Raw genomic sequence first — 16013 nt, 5'->3', positions numbered from 1 at the left:
TTCGCCCCTTGCGGGCGGGCCGGGGCTTCGTCGTGTTCAGGGGGAGGGAGCGGCGGCGGGGGCGGGGCCGGAGGAGTCGCGGACGACGAGGTGGACGGGGATGTCGGGGGCGGTCCAGGGGGTGCCGTCGAGGACGGCGAGGAGGGCGCTCATGCCCTGTTCTCCGACGCGTTCGGCGGGGAGGTGGACGGTGGTGAGCTCGGGTTCGACGGCGGTGGCCAGGGCGAGGTCGTCGAAGCCGGTGACGGAGAGGTCGGCGGGGACGTGCAGGCCGAGGCGGCGGGCGGCCTTGCAGGCGCCGGCGGCGAGGATGTCGTCGTCGCAGACGACGGCGGTGGGCCGGTCTCCGGGGGCCGCGAGGGCCGCTTCCATGGCCGTACGGGCGCCGTCCACGCTGAGCGGGGCCCGTACGGTGCGCAGCTCGGCGTGGGGGCGCAGCCGGGCGCTGAGGGCTTCGGCCCGGATGTCGAAGGTCCAGGAGTCGACGGCGGAGGCGAGGTGGAGGAAGCGGCGGTGGCCGAGGGCGAGGAGGTGTTCGGTGACCTGGCGTACGCCGTCGGCCATGGCGAGGTTGACGTGGGCCGCGGCAGTGGTGGCGGTGGGGTCGCTGTCGAGCATGACGAGGGGGAGGCCGTCGCCGCCGAGGGCGTCGAGGGCGTGGGGGGCCATGGAGGAGGCGATGACGCCGTCGAGGGCGGCGCGGGCGGAGGCGAAGGGGTCGCGGGCGGGGCCGGTGCCGTCGGGGGAGGGGTAGAGGACGACGCCGAAGCCGTGTTCGGCGGCGATGCGGGCGGCGCCGGTGTAGACGCGGGCGAAGAACTCGTTGGTGAGGGCGGGGACGACGAGGAGGGCGGTGCGGGTGGTGCCGAGGCGGAGGTTGCGGGCGGCGAGGTTGGGGCGGTAGCCGAGCCGGGCGGCCGTTTCGCGGACGTGGTCGGCGGTGCGGGGGGAGACGCGGCCGTGCCATTTGTCGCCGAGGACGAGGGAGACGGTGGCCTGGGAGACCCCGGCGGCGGTGGCGACGTCGCGGCTGGTGGGTCTCGTCACACGGGCTCCTGGAGTGCGTGGGTCGGTGGGGGTGGCGGGGTGGCCGCGGGTGGGGCGGGGTGGACCCGTGAGCTGTGGACATGGTACGTATGACGGGTAACGTTATACGTATTACTTGGTGTACTCCCGGCTGGTTCCGGGCGGAAGAGGGGGCGTTCATGGCCGCGGGATACGCGGAGCTGCTCAGGACCCGGCATGCGGCGCGGCTGCTGGTGGGCACGCTCATAGGGCGGCTGCCCAACGCCACGGCGCCCATCGCGATCGTGCTGTTCACGCGGGCCGAGGGCGGCAGCTACAGCCTGGCGGGGGCGCTGGCCGCCGTGTACGGGGTGGCGAACGCGGTGGGCCAGCCGCTGCTGGGGCGGGCCGTGGACCTGTACGGGCAGCCGCGCGTCCAGCTGCCGGCCGCGGTGCTCTCCGCGCTGGGCATGGTGTGGCTGGCGGCGGCAGGTACCTCGCCGGTGGCGGCAGCGTACGCGGCGGTGGTCGTCGCGGGGCTGTTCACGCCTCCGCTGGAGGGCGGGCTGCGGGCGCTGTGGCCGGGGGTGCTGGGCGGCAGGCAGGAGCGCGTGCACGCCGCCTACGCGATGGACGCGGTGGCCCAGGAGGTCATGTTCACGGTCGGTCCGCTGCTGGTGACGCTGTTCGTGGCGGTGTGGTCGCCGGCCGGGGCGCTGCTCGCGCTGAACGCGATCGGGGTGCTGGGCGCGCTGTCGGTGGTGGTGAGCGAGCCTTCCCGTACGTGGCGTTCGGAGCCGCGTGAGGCGCACTGGCTGGGGGCGCTGCGCTCGCGGGGCCTGCTGGCCCTGCTGGGTGCGTTCTTCTTCGTGGGGACGGCCCTGGGGTCGATCACGGTGGCGGGCGTGGCGTACGCGGACGACCACGGGAACCAGGCGGTCTACGGGTGGCTGATGGCGGCGCTGGGGCTGGGTGCGCTGATCGGCGGTGTGTTCTACGGGGCCCGCGAGTGGGCGGGTGCTCCGGAGCGGCGGCTGCGGATGCTGGTGGCGCTGCTGGCGGTGTGCTATCTGCCGCTGATGCTGACGCCCGGGCCGGTGGCGATGACGGGGCTGGCGGCGCTGGCGGGTGTGTTCCTGGCGCCGGCGCTGGCGTGTGCGTTCATCGTGGTGGACCGGCACGCGCCGGCGGGGACGGTGACGGAGGCGTTCTCCTGGCTGGTGACGTTCTTCGGCGTGGGTGCGGCGATCGGCACCGCGGCGGCCGGGCCGGCGGTGGAGCTGGGCGGTACGGCGGCGGGCTTCGCGGTGGCGAGCGTGGCCGGGTTCGCGGCGCTGGTGGTGCTGATGGCGACTCAGCGGGCGCTGGCAACTGCGGGCCGGAGCCGTGCGGTGGCGGGGTCGTCTGAGGCCGCGTCCGGGGACGCGGCCCAGGAGCCGTCGGGGGTGCGGGCGGAGGGCTGATCGGGGGCCGGTCCGGCGGCCGGATGGCCGGGTGTGTCGGGGCGGTCAGCGGAAACTGATCGAAACGGCGCTCTCGAACCCGGTTTCAGAAGAGGGCAGAAGGCGTAATGTTCAGTCATGGACCGCCGCATTTTCGGGCTGGAGAACGAGTACGGCGTCACGTGCACGTTCAGGGGACAGCGCCGACTGTCTCCTGACGAAGTGGCGCGCTACCTCTTCCGCCGTGTTGTGTCATGGGGCCGCAGCAGCAATGTCTTCCTGCGGAACGGCGCCCGTCTGTACCTTGACGTGGGTTCGCATCCGGAATATGCAACTCCCGAATGCGACAACGTGACCGAGTTGGTCACGCACGACAAGGCGGGCGAGCGCATTCTCGAAGGACTGCTCGTCGATGCCGAACGCCGCCTGCACGAGGAGGGAATCGCGGGCGACGTCTACCTCTTCAAGAACAACACCGACTCGGCGGGCAACTCGTACGGCTGCCACGAGAACTACCTGGTGGCCCGGCACGGGGAATTCTCCCGCCTGGCGGACATTCTCATTCCCTTCCTCGTCACGCGGCAGCTGATCTGCGGTGCGGGCAAGGTGCTCCAGACCCCTCGGGGCGCGGTGTACTGCGTGAGCCAGCGGGCCGAGCACATCTGGGAGGGCGTCAGCTCCGCGACGACCCGTTCGCGGCCGATCATCAACACCCGGGACGAGCCGCACGCGGATGCCGAGCGCTACCGCCGGCTGCACGTGATCGTGGGCGACTCGAACATGTCCGAGACGACCATGCTGCTCAAGGTCGGGGCCACCGACCTGGTGCTGCGCATGATCGAGGCGGGCACGGTGATGCGGGACCTGACCCTGGAGAACCCGATCCGGGCGATCCGCGAGGTCAGCCATGACATCACCGGTCAGCGCAAGGTGCGCCTGGCGAGCGGCCGGGAGGCCTCGGCGCTGGAGATCCAGCGGGAGTACTACGACAAGGCCGTGGACTTCGCCGAGCGCCGGGGCATCCGCACCGGTGTGGTGGACCAGGTGCTGGAGCTGTGGGGCCGCACGCTGGACGCGATCGACGCGGAGGACCTGGACCGGATCGGGACCGAGATCGACTGGGTCATGAAGTACCAGCTGATCGAGCGGTACCGGGCCAAGCACAACATGACCATGTCGAATCCGCGGGTGGCCCAGATAGACCTCGCGTATCACGACATCCACCGCCGGCGCGGGCTGTACTACCTGCTGGAGCGCAAGGGGCAGGCGGCGCGGATCTGCAACGACCTCAAGATCTTCGAGGGCAAGTCGGTGCCTCCGCAGACGACGCGGGCGCGGCTGCGCGGCGACTTCATCCGGCGGGCGCAGGAGCAGCGGCGGGACTTCACGGTGGACTGGGTCCACCTGAAGCTGAACGATCAGGCGCAGCGGACGGTGCTGTGCAAGGACCCGTTCCGGTCGGTGGACGACCGGGTGGAGAAGCTGATCGCCGGTATGTGAGTGCGTGGTGTGACATAACACCGATCTTGGGCAGGGCCTCGTGCGGTCTCGTACGGGGCCCTGCTCACGGCTTAGAGTGGCGGGCGACCGCCTTGCCGTCTGAGATCTGAGGAACACGTGCGCCGAATTGCCGGCCTGCTGGTCGTACCCCTGCTGCTGCTGTCGACAGCGGCGTGTGGCGACGACAGCGGCTCCGACTCCGCCCAGATGAAGAACGGGGTGCCCGCGATCACCAAGGGCGCCAAGTTCGGGGAGACGCCCACCCTGGCCAAGGGGCAGGGCGAACCGCCGAAGGAACTGAAGGTGGAGACCCTCAGCGAGGGCGACGGCCCGGCGCTGAAGAAGGGCGACATCGCCCAGGTGAACTACCTCGGGCAGGTGTGGGACGGCAAGGAGCCGTTCGACGCCAGCTTCGGCAAGGGCAAGCCCTTCGACGTGACCATCGGCGCGGGCATGGTCATCAAGGGCTGGGACCAGGGCCTGGAGGGCCAGAAGGTCGGCAGCCGCGTCGAGCTGGTCATCCCGCCGGCGCTCGGCTACGGCGAGCAGGGCTCGGGCGACAAGATCAAGCCGAACGCCACGCTGGTCTTCGTCGTGGACATCGTCAAGGGCACCTCCGTCCCGGCCTCGGCCACGGGCAAGGATGTCGCCCAGGACAACAAGGACCTGCCCAAGGTCGGCACGAACACGGACGGCAAGGAAGTCTCCGTGACCGTCCCGAAGGACAGCGCCGAGCCGACCAAGCTGGTCTCGAACTACGTCCTCGAGGGCGACGGTGCCGTGGTGAAGGACACCGACAACGTCGTGGTCAAGTTCAACGGCAAGACGTGGAAGGACGACAAGACCTTCGAGAGCACGTACGCCACCGACACGACGGTCACCTGGCCGATGGAGCAGCTGTCCGTCAAGGGTCTGAAGGAAGGCCTGCTCGGCAAGAAGGTCGGCAGCCGCATCCTGCTGGTCATCCCGCCGGACCTGGCCTTCGGCGACAAGGAGCAGGGGACCATCCCGGCGAAGTCGACGCTGGTCTTCAGCCTCGACATCCTCGCGGTGATGTAAGACTGTTCCGGTTGGGCCCCCGTTCGTACGTATGAGGAGCAGTTCCGTGAGCGACAAGCTCGAGAAGCCCGAGATCGACTTCTACGAGGGCGGCGTTCCGGCCGACCTGGTGATCAAGGAGATCTGGGAGGGCGACGGCGCCGAGGCCAAGGCCGGCGACTTCGTCAAGGTCCACTATGTGGGTGTGGCCCTCTCCACCGGCGAGGAGTTCGACGCCTCCTGGAACCGCGGCCAGCCGCTGGACTTCAAGCTCGGCGCCGGCCAGGTCATCTCGGGCTGGGACCAGGGCATCCAGGGCATGAAGGTCGGCGGCCGCCGGCAGCTGGTCATCCCCGCGCACCTCGCCTACGGTGACCGCGGCGCCGGCGGCGGTGTGATCGCCCCGGGCGAGACGCTGATCTTCGTCTGCGACCTGATCGCCGTCTGATCCCGAGGACGCGCACGCTGTGGGCCCCTGCCGTGAGGCGGGGGCCCTCGCTTTTGCCCCGGACCGCCGGGACGGTACGGTCAGCGCTCACGAGTGTGTGTCGAGAACGGGGGACCGGCGTCGATGGCGATTGCCAAGGCCGAGCGGCTGATGAATCTGGCGCTGTGCCTTCTGGGGACCCGACGGCCGCTGAGCAAGCGGGAGTTGCGCGGTTCCATCGAGGCCTACCTGGAAGCCGGCAACGACGAGTCCTTCAACCGCATGTTCGAGCGGGACAAGGACGACCTGCGGGAACTCGGCCTCGTCATCGAGACGGTGGAGAACCTGGAGGGCGAGATCGGCTACCTCGCCCGCCGGGACAGCAACCGGCTGCCCCCCGTCTCCCTGGACGCCGAGGAGGCCGCGGCCCTGGGCCTGGCCGCGAAGGTCTGGCAGCAGGCCCGGCTCGCCGGGGCCGCCAGCGGAGCCCTGCAGAAGCTGCGCGCCGGCGGCATGCCGGAGGCGGGGGACCCGTACGAGGGGCAGCACAGTGCCATCGAACCGCGCATCCCGGTCCACGAGGCGGCCTTCGAACCGCTGATGCTGGCCTGCCGGGACCGGCGGCCGGTGGTTTTCGACTACCGCAAGTCCACCGCCGCCGCGCCGGGGACCCGGCAGGTGGAGCCCTGGGCGCTGGAGTGCTGGCGCGGGCACTGGTACCTGGCCGGGTTCGACCGCGACCGCGGGGCGGAGCGGGTGTTCCGGCTCTCGCGGATCACCGGCAAGGTGCGGTCCCGCGCGGGCAGGTACACCGCCGAGGTGCCGGACGTGGTGACCGTGCGGGAGACCGTGGCGAGCTGGGCCGGGGAGAGCGCGGAGCGTTCCGCGCTGATCCGGCTGCGCGCCGGGGCGGGCTACCCGCTGCGGGCCAAGGCCACTGCGGTGCGCGAGGGCGGGGACGGCTGGGACGAGCTGGAGATCCCGTACGGGCACGGGCTCGACGCCTGGCTCGTGGAGTTCGGCCCGGACGTGGTGGTCGTGGAACCGGCCGATCTGCGGGCGGACGTGGTGGACCGGCTGCGCGCCGTCGCCCAGGGCTGACCCGGAACACCTGTGAGCTACGCCCTGAGGGGGAGACGTACCAGCATGGCTGCCAACGCCATCGACCAGACCCGCCGGATGCTGTCCCTGGTGACGTATCTGCGCGAGCGCCCGGGCGCGCACGTCGCCGACGTCGCGCGCGCCTTCGGGATCACCGAGGACGAGCTGATCTCGGACCTCGACGTGCTGCCCATGTGCGGTACCAGCTTCCGCGGCGGGGACCTGCTCGACATCGACACCGACGGCGAGCGGATCTGGTGGCGCAATCCCGACGCCTCGGGCGAGTCCACCGCCGAGCCGCTGCGGCTGGCCGCCGACGAGGCGACCGCGCTGCTGGTCGCCGCCCGTGCGGTGGCCACCCTGCCGGGGCTGCGCGAGGGCGACCGGGACGCGCTGCTGCGGGCCACCGCCAAGCTGGAGGCCGCCGCGGGCGAGGCCGCCGGGGCCAGCTCCCGGCTGTCGGTGACCTTCGAGTCGGAGGGCGGGGTCTTCGCGGACGTCGACCGGGCGATCGCGGAGCGCCGGCGGCTGTGGCTGCGCTACTACTCTCCGGCGCGCGACGAGCTCACCGAGCGCAAGGTCGACCCGATCCGGCTCTTCGCCGTCGGGCACACGTACATGGAGGGCTGGTGCCACCTCTCCGAGGCCCGGCGCACCTTCCGTCTCGACCGGGTCGCGGAGATCCGGCTGCTGGACGAGCGGGCCGAGCCGCCCGCCATCGAGCCGCGCGACCTGTCCGAGGGGCTGGTCCAGCCGGCCGCCGAGGACCCGGAGGTGGTGGTCGAGGTCGGGCCCGGCGGGCGCTGGGTGGCCGAGTACTACCCGCACGACAGCGCGGAGGAGCTGCCCGGGGGCGGTCTGCGGATCACGCTGCGCAGCCCGGACCCGGCCTCGCTGCGCAGGCTCGCGCTGCGGCTGGGCCGCGAGGGGCGGATCGTGGCCCCGGTGGAGCTGGCGGACAGTGCGCGCAGCGCGGCCCGGGAGGCGCTCGCGGGGTACGGGGAACAGGTCTGAGGGGAGCGGCGGTCGATGTCGGCTACGTCAGTGTCATCAGGGTCTGTCTCTTTCAAGGCGGCGTGTCCCGACTGCCGCGCCCGCTTCGAGCTGGACGCGGGAGCCCTGCGGCTGGTCATCGGCGGCAGCCGGCGGACCACCTTCTACTCCTTCACCTGCCCGCGGTGCGCCGCGTCCGTCCGCAAGCCGGCGGGCGAGCGCATCGTGGAACTGCTGACCGGCGGAGGCGTGAGCACCCTGCGCAGCGTCTGAGCCGCCCGGTGGCCTAGGCTCGTCCCATGCTGTGGCCGATGTTCGCAATTGCCCTGGGCTTCCTCGGGATCGCCGTCCTCGCCGTGCCCGCCGTACGGGTCTTCACGGAGGTCCGCCGGCTCTCCGGGCAGGTCGCGACGGCCAGCCGGCGGATCGCGGAAGCGTCGGAGGACCTCGAGCGGGCTTCGGCCGATCTTGCCCGGGCGGGTCGTGGCGTGCGGCCGTAAAGCGGGATGAACCGGTGCGAACGGGGTGTGAACAATGGTCCCGCGCGCAAGCGGGGATACCCCGGGGGATTGCCGTGCGTTTACCCCCGGGGGTTACGATCCTTGCCTGAGCGGTTACCGGATCTGTGTCCGAACCGTCCACAGCCACCACAACCAGCCGTTTCGGTGAGAAGGAAGACACACATGATCGGCAATCTGAAGCCCCTTGAGATCCTTCTGATCATCGCTGTCATCGTGCTGCTGTTCGGCGCCAAGAAGCTCCCCGAGATGGCCCGTTCCCTCGGCAAGTCGGCCCGCATCCTCAAGAGCGAGGCCAAGGCCATGAAGAAGGACGGCGAAGCGGAGGACGCGGCCACCGCCGCCCCGGCCGCCGACCAGGCCGCGCAGCAGCCCGTCGCCCCGCGCACCATCCAGGCCGCGCCCGGTGACGTCACCAGCTCCCGGCCCGTCAACGAGCCGAACCGCACCACCCAGGGCTGACGCGAACCGGACACGCCAGTCATCTGCAACGAGACAAGGGACGTGGGTTGCTCAAGTCTGCCCGCAAGCAGGAGAAGCAAGGACGACAGGCCAAGGACGCCGAAGGGCGCATGCCTCTCGTCGAGCACCTGCGTGAGCTGAGAAACCGCCTGCTGAAGTCGGTCCTGGCGATCCTCGTGATCACCGTGGTGGCGGCCTTCTTCTACAAGGACCTCATCGACTTCATGCTGAGGCCGATGCTCGATTCCGTCGGCTGCACCGACGGGGTGGTCTCGCAGCGCAACGGCAAGCCCTGCGCCGACATGACCGTGAACGGCCTCATCGCACCGTTCTCGATCGCCTTGAAGGTCTCCCTCACCGCCGGTGTGGTGCTCTCCGCGCCGGTGTGGCTGTACCAGCTGTGGGCGTTCACGGCCCCCGGCCTGCACAGCCATGAGAAGAAGTACGCGATGAGCTTCGTCGCGGTCGGTGCCCCGCTGTTCGGCGCCGGCGCCGTGCTCGCGTACAAGATCCTCCCGCAGACCGCGACGATCCTGCTCGAGTTCACCCCCGAGCACGCGCGCAACCTGCTCCCGGTCGACGACTACCTCGACCTGATCACGCGCATGGTCGTCGTCTTCGGCCTCGCCTTCGAGCTGCCGCTGCTGCTGATCCTGCTGAACTTCACCGGGGTGCTCACCGCGAAGCGGCTGGCGGGCTGGTGGCGCGCCATGGTCCTGGGCATCACCGTGTTCTCCGCGTTCGCGACGCCCACCGGTGATCCGCTCACCATGCTGTCGCTGGCCGCCCCGATCGTGGCCCTCTACTTCATCGCGCTCGGCATCTGCCTGGTCAACGACCGCAGGCGCCGGCGCAACGACCCCGACGCGGGCCTCGACGACGACGAAGCCGCCGAGCTGGACCTCACCCCGGCGCCGATCGGCGAGATGGACGCGGTCCCCGCGCCCGCGGCGCTGCCCGGACAGGCGGACGGCGGCCGTCAGCGGATCAACGGCTACGACGACGCGACCTGAGGGGTACGCCCCCGGCTCCCGCTGGGAGGTGCCCCCGCCCGCGGTGGCTTCCGAGATCACCCCCTTCGTCCATCCCACCGCGGGACGCGGCCGGGGCGCGCACGCCGCGCAACCGGCCGCTTCCGCGTTGCGCGCCGGGCCTTCGGCTGCTCACTTAAATGATCGCGACTGTTGTCAGACCCGGCGGGTAGGCTCGATCTCAAGATGACCGAAGAACTCTCACCGGCCGAGCGGTACGCCGCTGCCCGGATCCGCGCCGCCGAAGAGGCCAGCGCACTGGCGCCCTTCCGCGAGATGTACGCATTCGACCTGGATCCGTACCAGGTCGAGGCCTGCAAGGCCCTGGAGGCGGGCAAGGGCGTCCTGGTGGCCGCCCCGACCGGCTCGGGCAAGACCATCGTCGGCGAGTTCGCCGTGCACCTGGCCCTCCAGCAGGGCCGCAAGTGCTTCTACACGACGCCCATCAAGGCCCTGTCGAACCAGAAGTACGCCGACCTCGTCAAGCGCTACGGCGCCGACAAGGTGGGCCTGCTGACCGGCGACAACAGCGTCAACTCCGAGGCACCGGTGGTCGTGATGACCACCGAGGTGCTCCGCAACATGCTGTACGCGGGCTCCCAGTCGCTGCGCGGCCTCGGATACGTCGTGATGGACGAGGTGCACTACCTCTCCGACCGGTTCCGCGGAGCCGTCTGGGAGGAAGTGATCATCCACCTCCCCGAGTCGGTGACCCTGGTGTCGCTGTCGGCGACCGTCTCCAACGCCGAGGAGTTCGGCGACTGGCTGGACACCGTGCGCGGCGACACCGAGGTGATCGTCTCGGAGGAGCGGCCCGTACCGCTGTGGCAGCACGTGATGGCCGGCCGCCGGATCTTCGACCTCTTCGAGGAGGAGTCCGACCACGGAGGCCGCGGCTCCGCCCGCCGCGAGGTCAATCCCGACCTGCTGCGGATGGCGCGCGAGGAGAACAGCCGCACCTACAGTCCCAAGGACCGGCGGCGCGGAAAGATGGTCCGCGAGGCGGACCGCGAGCGCGAGCGGCGCTCCCGCGGCCGGATCTGGACCCCCTCCCGGCCCGAGGTCATCGCCCGCCTCGACGGCGACGGCCTGCTGCCCGCCATCAACTTCATCTTCAGCCGGGCCGGCTGTGAGGCCGCGGTCCAGCAGTGCCTGTACGCGGGTCTGCGGCTCAACGACGACTCCGCCCGCCTGCGGGTCCGCGAGATCGTCGAGGCGCGGACCGCCTCCATCCCCAACGAGGACCTGCACGTCCTGGGCTACTACGAGTGGCTCGAAGGCCTGGAGCGGGGCATCGCCGCGCACCACGCGGGCATGCTGCCCACCTTCAAGGAGGTCGTGGAGGAGCTCTTCGTACGGGGCCTGGTCAAGGCCGTCTTCGCCACCGAGACCCTGGCCCTGGGCATCAACATGCCCGCGCGCACGGTCATCCTGGAGAAGCTGGTCAAGTGGAACGGCGAGCAGCACGCCGACATCACCCCCGGCGAGTACACGCAGCTGACCGGCCGGGCCGGGCGGCGCGGGATCGACGTCGAGGGCCACGCGGTGGTGCTCTGGCAGCGGGGCATGGACCCGGTGGCGCTCGCCGGGCTCGCGGGTACCCGTACGTATCCGCTGCGCTCCAGCTTCAAGCCGTCCTACAACATGGCCGTGAACCTGGTCAGCCAGTTCGGGCGGCACCGCTCGCGCGAGCTGCTGGAGACCTCCTTCGCGCAGTTCCAGGCCGACCGCTCGGTCGTCGGGATCTCCCGGCAGGTGCAGCGCAACGAGGAGGGCCTGGACGGCTACCGGGAGGGCATGACCTGCCACCTCGGGGACTTCGAGGAGTACGCGCAGCTGCGCCGGGACCTCAAGGACCGCGAGACCGAGCTGGCCAAGCAGGGCGCGGCGCAGCGGCGGGTGCAGGCGGCCAGTTCGCTGGAGAAGCTGAAGCCGGGTGACATCATCCACGTGCCGACGGGCAAGTTCGCCGGGCTCGCGCTCGTCCTGGACCCGGGCGTGCCGGCCGGGCGGGTCAACGGGCACCGCGGGTACGAGTACGCGGAGGGCCCGCGCCCGCTCGTGCTCACCGCCGAGCGGCAGGTCAAGCGGCTCGCCGCGATCGACTTCCCGGTTCCGGTGGAGGCGCTCGACCGGATGCGGATCCCCAAGACCTTCAACGCCCGCTCCCCGCAGTCCCGTCGGGACCTGGCCTCCCAACTGCGCTCCAAGGCCGGGCACATCGCGCCGGAACGGCGTGGGCGCGGCCGGGCCGCGGCGGCCGACGACCGCGAGATCGCCCGGCTCCGGGCGGAGTTGCGGGCGCACCCCTGCCACGGCTGTGACGAGCGCGAGGACCACGCCCGCTGGGCGGAGCGCTACCACCGGCTCAAGCGGGACACCCAGCAGCTGGAGCGGCGGATCGAGGGGCGGACGAACACCATCGCCCGCACCTTCGACCGGATCCACGCGCTCCTGACCGAGCTGGACTACCTGCGCGAGGACGAGGTCACCGTGCACGGCAAGCGGCTCGCCCGGCTCTACGGCGAGCTGGACCTGCTGGCCTCCGAATGCCTGCGCGCGGGCGTCTGGGAGGGCCTGAGCCCGGCCGAACTGGCCGCGTGCGTCTCGGCGCTGGTCTTCGAGGCGCGGCAGGCCGATGACGCGGTCGCGCCGAAGGTGCCGGGCGGCGCGGCGAAGGCTGCGCTCGGCGAGATGGTCCGCATCTGGGGCCGGCTCGACGCCCTGGAGGAGGAGCACCGCATCAACCAGACGGAGGGCGTGGGCCAGCGCGAGCCGGACCTCGGCTTCGCGTGGGCGGCCTACCAGTGGGCCTCCGACAAGAGCCTGGACGAGGTGCTGCGCGAGGCGGAGATGCCGGCCGGCGACTTCGTGCGCTGGTGCAAGCAGGTCATCGACGTGCTGGGGCAGGTCGCCGCCGCGGCTCCGTCGGCGTCGGGCGACAGCGGGAGCACGGTGGCCCGCAATGCCCGCAAGGCCGTCGACGCGCTGCTGCGGGGTGTGGTGGCCTACAGCTCCGTCGGCTAGCCGCTGTTGGGGCTTCCTCTGAGAGCGGGGATGGCGCGATCTGATCTCTTGCCATGATCGAATCGGCGTGCCGTGTGCGACGATCGGCGCATGAGTGGGGGAACGGGGGACGGGCCGAGACGGGTCGGTCGGCCACGTGCCGACCGGCTGAGGCCGCGCAGCGGCCGGCCGCCGCGCGAGGAGCTCCTCTGCGCGGCGGCCGAGCTGTTCACCGCCCGGGGGTACGCGGCGACCACCACACGGGCGGTCGCCGAACGGGCCGGAATGCGGCAGGCCACGATGTACCACTACTTCGGCGGCAAGGAGGACCTCCTCGCCGAGCTGCTGGAGTCCACTGTCGCGCCCTCGCTGGTGCTGGCCCGGCAGCTGCTCGCCGACGGCGGACGGCCCGCCGCGCGGCGGCTGTGGGAGCTGTGCCGCTCCGACGTGCTGCTGCTGTGCGGGGGCCCGTACAACCTGGGGGCGCTCTACCTGCTGCCCGAGGTGGCGGGCGCCCGCTTCGAGCGGTTCCGCCGGATGCGCGGTGAACTCAAGGACGCCTACCGGGTGTTGCTCGCCGGGACCGGCGCGGGCGCGGAACTGGCCGGGGACGGACCCGCCCTGGCGCTGCGCAACGACCTCGTCTTCGGGCTGATCGAGGGCGTCATGCTGATCCACCGCGCGGATCCGGAGCGGCCGGTCGCCGTCTTCGCCGAGGCCACCGCCGACGCGGCGCTGCGCATCGCGGGGACCGGGGGCGCGGGGCCGGGGCCGGAGCCGGGGCCGGGGCCGGACCCGCTCCGCGACGACACCCCCTAGTCGCCGTCCCGGTCCGGGCCGGTTTCCCAGGCGGTGCGGTCGTGCCAGGCCTGGAGGGTGCGGCCGCTCTCGAAGCGGTGGCCGATGCCGGTGACCGGGTCGGTGAACTCCAGTACGCGGGCCAGGAGTTGCAGCGGCCGGCGGTAGTCGTCCGGAGCGGGGTCGGTGACCCGCGGATACACCGGGTCGCCCAGGATGGGCAGACCGAGGCTGTTCATGTGCACGCGCAGCTGGTGGGTGCGCCCCGTGTGCGGGGTCAGCCGGTAGCGGCCCAGCCCTTCGCGGGCTTCTGCCAGCTCCACCAGGCTCTCCGCGTTGGGCTCCGCGCCGGGCACCTCCGTCGCCGCGATGACCCCGCGGGTCTTCTCGATGCGGCTGCGGACCGTGCGGGGGAGGACGAGCGCCGGGTCGTGGGCCGCCAGCGCCTCGTACTCCTTGTGCACGCGGCGCTGCTGGAACAGGAGCTGGTACGCCCCGCGGTCCTCGGGCCGGACGCTGAACAGCACCAGCCCGGCCGTCAGCCGGTCCAGCCGGTGCGCCGGGCTGAGGGCGGGCAGGTCCAGCTCCGCGCGGAGCCGGGCGAGGGCGGTCTGGGTGACGTGGCTGCCGCGCGGGGTGGTCGCGAGGAAGTGCGGCTTGTCCACGACCAGCAGGTGCGCGTCGCGGTACACGACGCGGACCGCGAAGGGGACGGGCGCCTCCACCGGCAGGTCGCGGTGGAACCACAGGTGGCCGCCCGGCTCGTACGGGTCGTTCGCGTGCAGGACGCGGCCGCCGGGGCCCAGCACCCGGCCGGCGGCCAGCAGCCGGGCGACGGCCCCGGCGCCGGGACCGCCCGCGTAGTGCGCGGCGAGGTAGCTGCCGAGGTCCGGCCAGGCGCCGTCCGCGTCGGGGGGCAGCCGCAGCCGGACCGGGTCGATGCCGGCGCGCTGGGGGAGGGGGGAGGGGGGCGGCTGGGCTCTGCGTCTCATCGGGGACAGGCTATGCGGACACCGCTACTGCTCGGTGAAGGTGCCCAGGTGCTCCGCGTCGAGGTACTCGACGCGGAGCCTGCCGTCGGAGAAGGTCACCCCGGTGCGGCCGGTCGCGTACTCGCCCGTGGTCTCGAAGCTGAAGGTGTCGCCGTCGTAGTGGGCGAGCGGGAAGCGCAGCGGCTTCGGTCCGAGGGACAGGGTGAGCGCGCCCTCGGCGTCCGCGGTGACGGTGGCCTTGCCGTAGTAGGGGCTGACGTAGGTGCCGGTGTACGCGGCGCTGTCCTGGGCGGTCCGGGCGGAGGCGGGCGGGTCCGAGTAGTCGGTGGGGGAGCGGGTCGAGTCCCGCATCTGCTGGTAGACGGAGCCGGTCAGGCCCAGCCAGTCGGCGGTGGCCTTGCCGTGCTCGGCGAAGTCGAAGAAGTCGAGCGCGACGGCGTCGGCCAGGCCGACCGGTGCGCCGTTGGTCAGGACGACGATGCCGAGCCGCTCCAGCGGGAGCATGGTGACGTTGGTGTTGGCGCCGAGCTCGAAGCCCCCGGAGTGGCTCAGGCGCAGTCGGCCGGCGGCGTCGTAGGAGACGTTCCAGCCGAGGCCGTAGAAGCCGGTGCGGGCGGTGGGGTTCGCGGGCGGCTGCGAGACGATCTCGGGGACGTACGTGCGGGCCAGGGTGTCGGCGGGGATGATCCGCTTTCCGTCGAGCGTGCCGCCGGCGAGCTGGAGGCGCAGCCAGCGGGACATGTCGCGGGCCGTGGAACTGACGCCGCCGGCCGGGGCCTGGGCGTCCGCGTTGCGGACGAAGCGGGGGCTCCAGGTGCCGTCCGGGTTCTTGACGTGGGTGGAGGCGCGGTCGGGGGCGTTCGCGTAGGCGGAGAACTCGGTGCTCGTACTGGTCATGCCGGCGGGCCTGAAGAGGGTGTCGGCGCAGAGCTTCTCCCAGGTGGTGCCCTTGGCGCGGGCGATGGCCTCGGCGGCGGCGGTGAGGCCGAAGTTGGTGTAGGCGTAGCTCGCGCGGAACGGGGTCAGCGGTTCCAGGCGCAGGTGGTCGAAGATGTACGACTGGTCGTAGCCGAGGTCCTCGAGGAGGTCGCCGGCGTGGTCGGGGAGGCCGCTGCGGTGGGAGAACAGGTCGGCGGCCGTGACGTGCCCGGTGACCCAGGGGTCCTTCAGGGAGAACCCGGGGACCGTGACGTGCCGGTCCCACTCGGCGGGGTCGGTGAACGCGCCGGCCACGACGCTGGAGGACACCGGCTTGGAGACCGAGGCGAGCTGGAAGACGGTGTCGGGGCCGACGGCCGCGCGTCCGCCGGTGCGGCGGACGCCGAAGCCCTTGAGGTGGACGACCTCGTCGTCGTGGACGACGGCCACGGAGACGCCGGGGACGCCGGTGCGGCGCATCAGGTCCTCGACGGTGCGGTCCAGGCGGTCCACGGCCTTGGCCACGGCCTCGTCGGTGAGGGCGGGCTTGGGGGCGGGTGGGGGGCTGGGCGCCGTCGTCCCTGCGGTGGCCAGCAGGCTGCCGGCCACTGCGGTCGCGAGCGCGGCCCCGGCCATTGCGCGGCGCGTACGCATGAGGTGATTATCCCGCCGGGCGGGTGAATCCGCGCGGGCTGGCTCCGCCCGTACCCGTCCGCGTGCCCGCCTGGGTGCGGCGCCGTTGCCGGGGCGCCGCCCCCGGACCCCCGCGCCTCAAACGCCGG

General features: G+C 72.0%; 15 protein-coding genes and 1 pseudogene. 13 read left to right on the top strand and 3 right to left on the bottom strand.

Annotation, left to right across the window (positions count from 1 at the left end):
- Positions 1-36: 36 nt before the first annotated feature.
- Positions 37-1047, bottom strand: coding sequence for a LacI family DNA-binding transcriptional regulator (locus ACTVZO_RS09590; protein ID WP_443297977.1), 1011 nt, complete (start codon positions 1045-1047; stop codon positions 37-39).
- Positions 1048-1205: 158 nt separating this feature from the next.
- On the opposite strand from ACTVZO_RS09590, the gene ACTVZO_RS09585 reads away from it, so the two are divergent.
- From ACTVZO_RS09585 to ACTVZO_RS09525, 13 genes and pseudogenes are all read left to right on the top strand, one after another.
- Positions 1206-2468, top strand: coding sequence for an MFS transporter (locus ACTVZO_RS09585; RefSeq protein WP_443297976.1), 1263 nt, complete (start codon positions 1206-1208; stop codon positions 2466-2468).
- 117 nt (positions 2469-2585) lie between these two features.
- Positions 2586-3947, top strand: a complete 1362-nt coding sequence (pafA, locus tag ACTVZO_RS09580; protein ID WP_030016332.1) for a Pup--protein ligase — start codon at positions 2586-2588, stop codon at positions 3945-3947.
- A 117-nt stretch (positions 3948-4064) separates the two neighbouring features.
- Complete coding sequence (locus ACTVZO_RS09575; RefSeq protein ID WP_443297975.1) at positions 4065-5006, top strand: FKBP-type peptidyl-prolyl cis-trans isomerase; 942 nt, start codon at positions 4065-4067, stop codon at positions 5004-5006.
- 31 nt (positions 5007-5037) lie between these two features.
- Entirely contained in the window at positions 5038-5433 is a 396-nt protein-coding gene (locus ACTVZO_RS09570; RefSeq protein WP_443297974.1) for an FKBP-type peptidyl-prolyl cis-trans isomerase, read from the top strand.
- Between the two features lie 123 nt (positions 5434-5556).
- Positions 5557-6513 (top strand): helix-turn-helix transcriptional regulator, encoded by a 957-nt coding sequence (locus ACTVZO_RS09565; protein WP_443297973.1) that lies wholly within the window; start codon positions 5557-5559, stop codon positions 6511-6513.
- Between the two features lie 45 nt (positions 6514-6558).
- The gene (locus ACTVZO_RS09560) at positions 6559-7527 is read left to right on the top strand and encodes a helix-turn-helix transcriptional regulator (RefSeq protein ID WP_443297972.1); all 969 of its coding nucleotides are present in this window, start codon (positions 6559-6561) and stop codon (positions 7525-7527) included.
- A 15-nt stretch (positions 7528-7542) separates the two neighbouring features.
- Positions 7543-7779, top strand: coding sequence for a hypothetical protein (locus ACTVZO_RS09555; RefSeq protein ID WP_384227906.1), 237 nt, complete (start codon positions 7543-7545; stop codon positions 7777-7779).
- Positions 7780-7805: 26 nt separating this feature from the next.
- Positions 7806-8006, top strand: a complete 201-nt coding sequence (locus tag ACTVZO_RS09550) for a hypothetical protein (RefSeq protein WP_443297971.1) — start codon at positions 7806-7808, stop codon at positions 8004-8006.
- Positions 8007-8189: 183 nt separating this feature from the next.
- Complete coding sequence (tatA, locus tag ACTVZO_RS09545) at positions 8190-8486, top strand: Sec-independent protein translocase subunit TatA (RefSeq protein WP_384227911.1); 297 nt, start codon at positions 8190-8192, stop codon at positions 8484-8486.
- A gap of 47 nt (positions 8487-8533) precedes the next feature.
- Positions 8534-9499 carry a twin-arginine translocase subunit TatC gene (gene tatC / locus ACTVZO_RS09540; RefSeq protein ID WP_443297970.1) on the top strand — a complete coding sequence of 322 codons (966 nt, stop codon included), beginning with the start codon at positions 8534-8536 and terminating at the stop codon, positions 9497-9499.
- A 43-nt stretch (positions 9500-9542) separates the two neighbouring features.
- A pseudogene (locus tag ACTVZO_RS09535) lies at positions 9543-9632 on the top strand (sphingosine kinase); the annotation flags it as partial.
- A gap of 71 nt (positions 9633-9703) precedes the next feature.
- Positions 9704-12544, top strand: coding sequence for a DEAD/DEAH box helicase (locus tag ACTVZO_RS09530; protein WP_443297969.1), 2841 nt, complete (start codon positions 9704-9706; stop codon positions 12542-12544).
- Positions 12545-12634: 90 nt separating this feature from the next.
- Positions 12635-13342 (top strand): TetR/AcrR family transcriptional regulator, encoded by a 708-nt coding sequence (locus ACTVZO_RS09525; RefSeq protein ID WP_443297968.1) that lies wholly within the window; start codon positions 12635-12637, stop codon positions 13340-13342.
- On the opposite strand, the gene ACTVZO_RS09520 is transcribed toward ACTVZO_RS09525, so the two are convergent.
- Both ACTVZO_RS09520 and ACTVZO_RS09515 read right to left on the bottom strand, forming a co-directional pair.
- On the bottom strand, positions 13339-14313 hold the full coding sequence (locus ACTVZO_RS09520; protein WP_443297967.1) for an RluA family pseudouridine synthase: 975 nt from the start codon (positions 14311-14313) through the stop codon (positions 13339-13341). The two genes, ACTVZO_RS09525 and ACTVZO_RS09520, sit on opposite strands and share 4 nt — an antisense overlap.
- 24 nt (positions 14314-14337) lie before the next feature.
- A complete protein-coding gene (locus ACTVZO_RS09515) occupies positions 14338-15885 on the bottom strand; it encodes a serine hydrolase (RefSeq protein WP_443297966.1) in 1548 nt (515 codons plus the stop codon).
- Between the last annotated feature and the right edge of the window lie 128 nt (positions 15886-16013).

It is taken from the genome of Streptomyces sp. IBSNAI002 (genome assembly GCF_052244475.1).
Lineage (GTDB): Bacteria > Actinomycetota > Actinomycetes > Streptomycetales > Streptomycetaceae > Streptomyces.
Note: the sequence above shows the minus strand (reverse complement) of the source record. Positions and strands in the feature narration are given on the sequence as shown.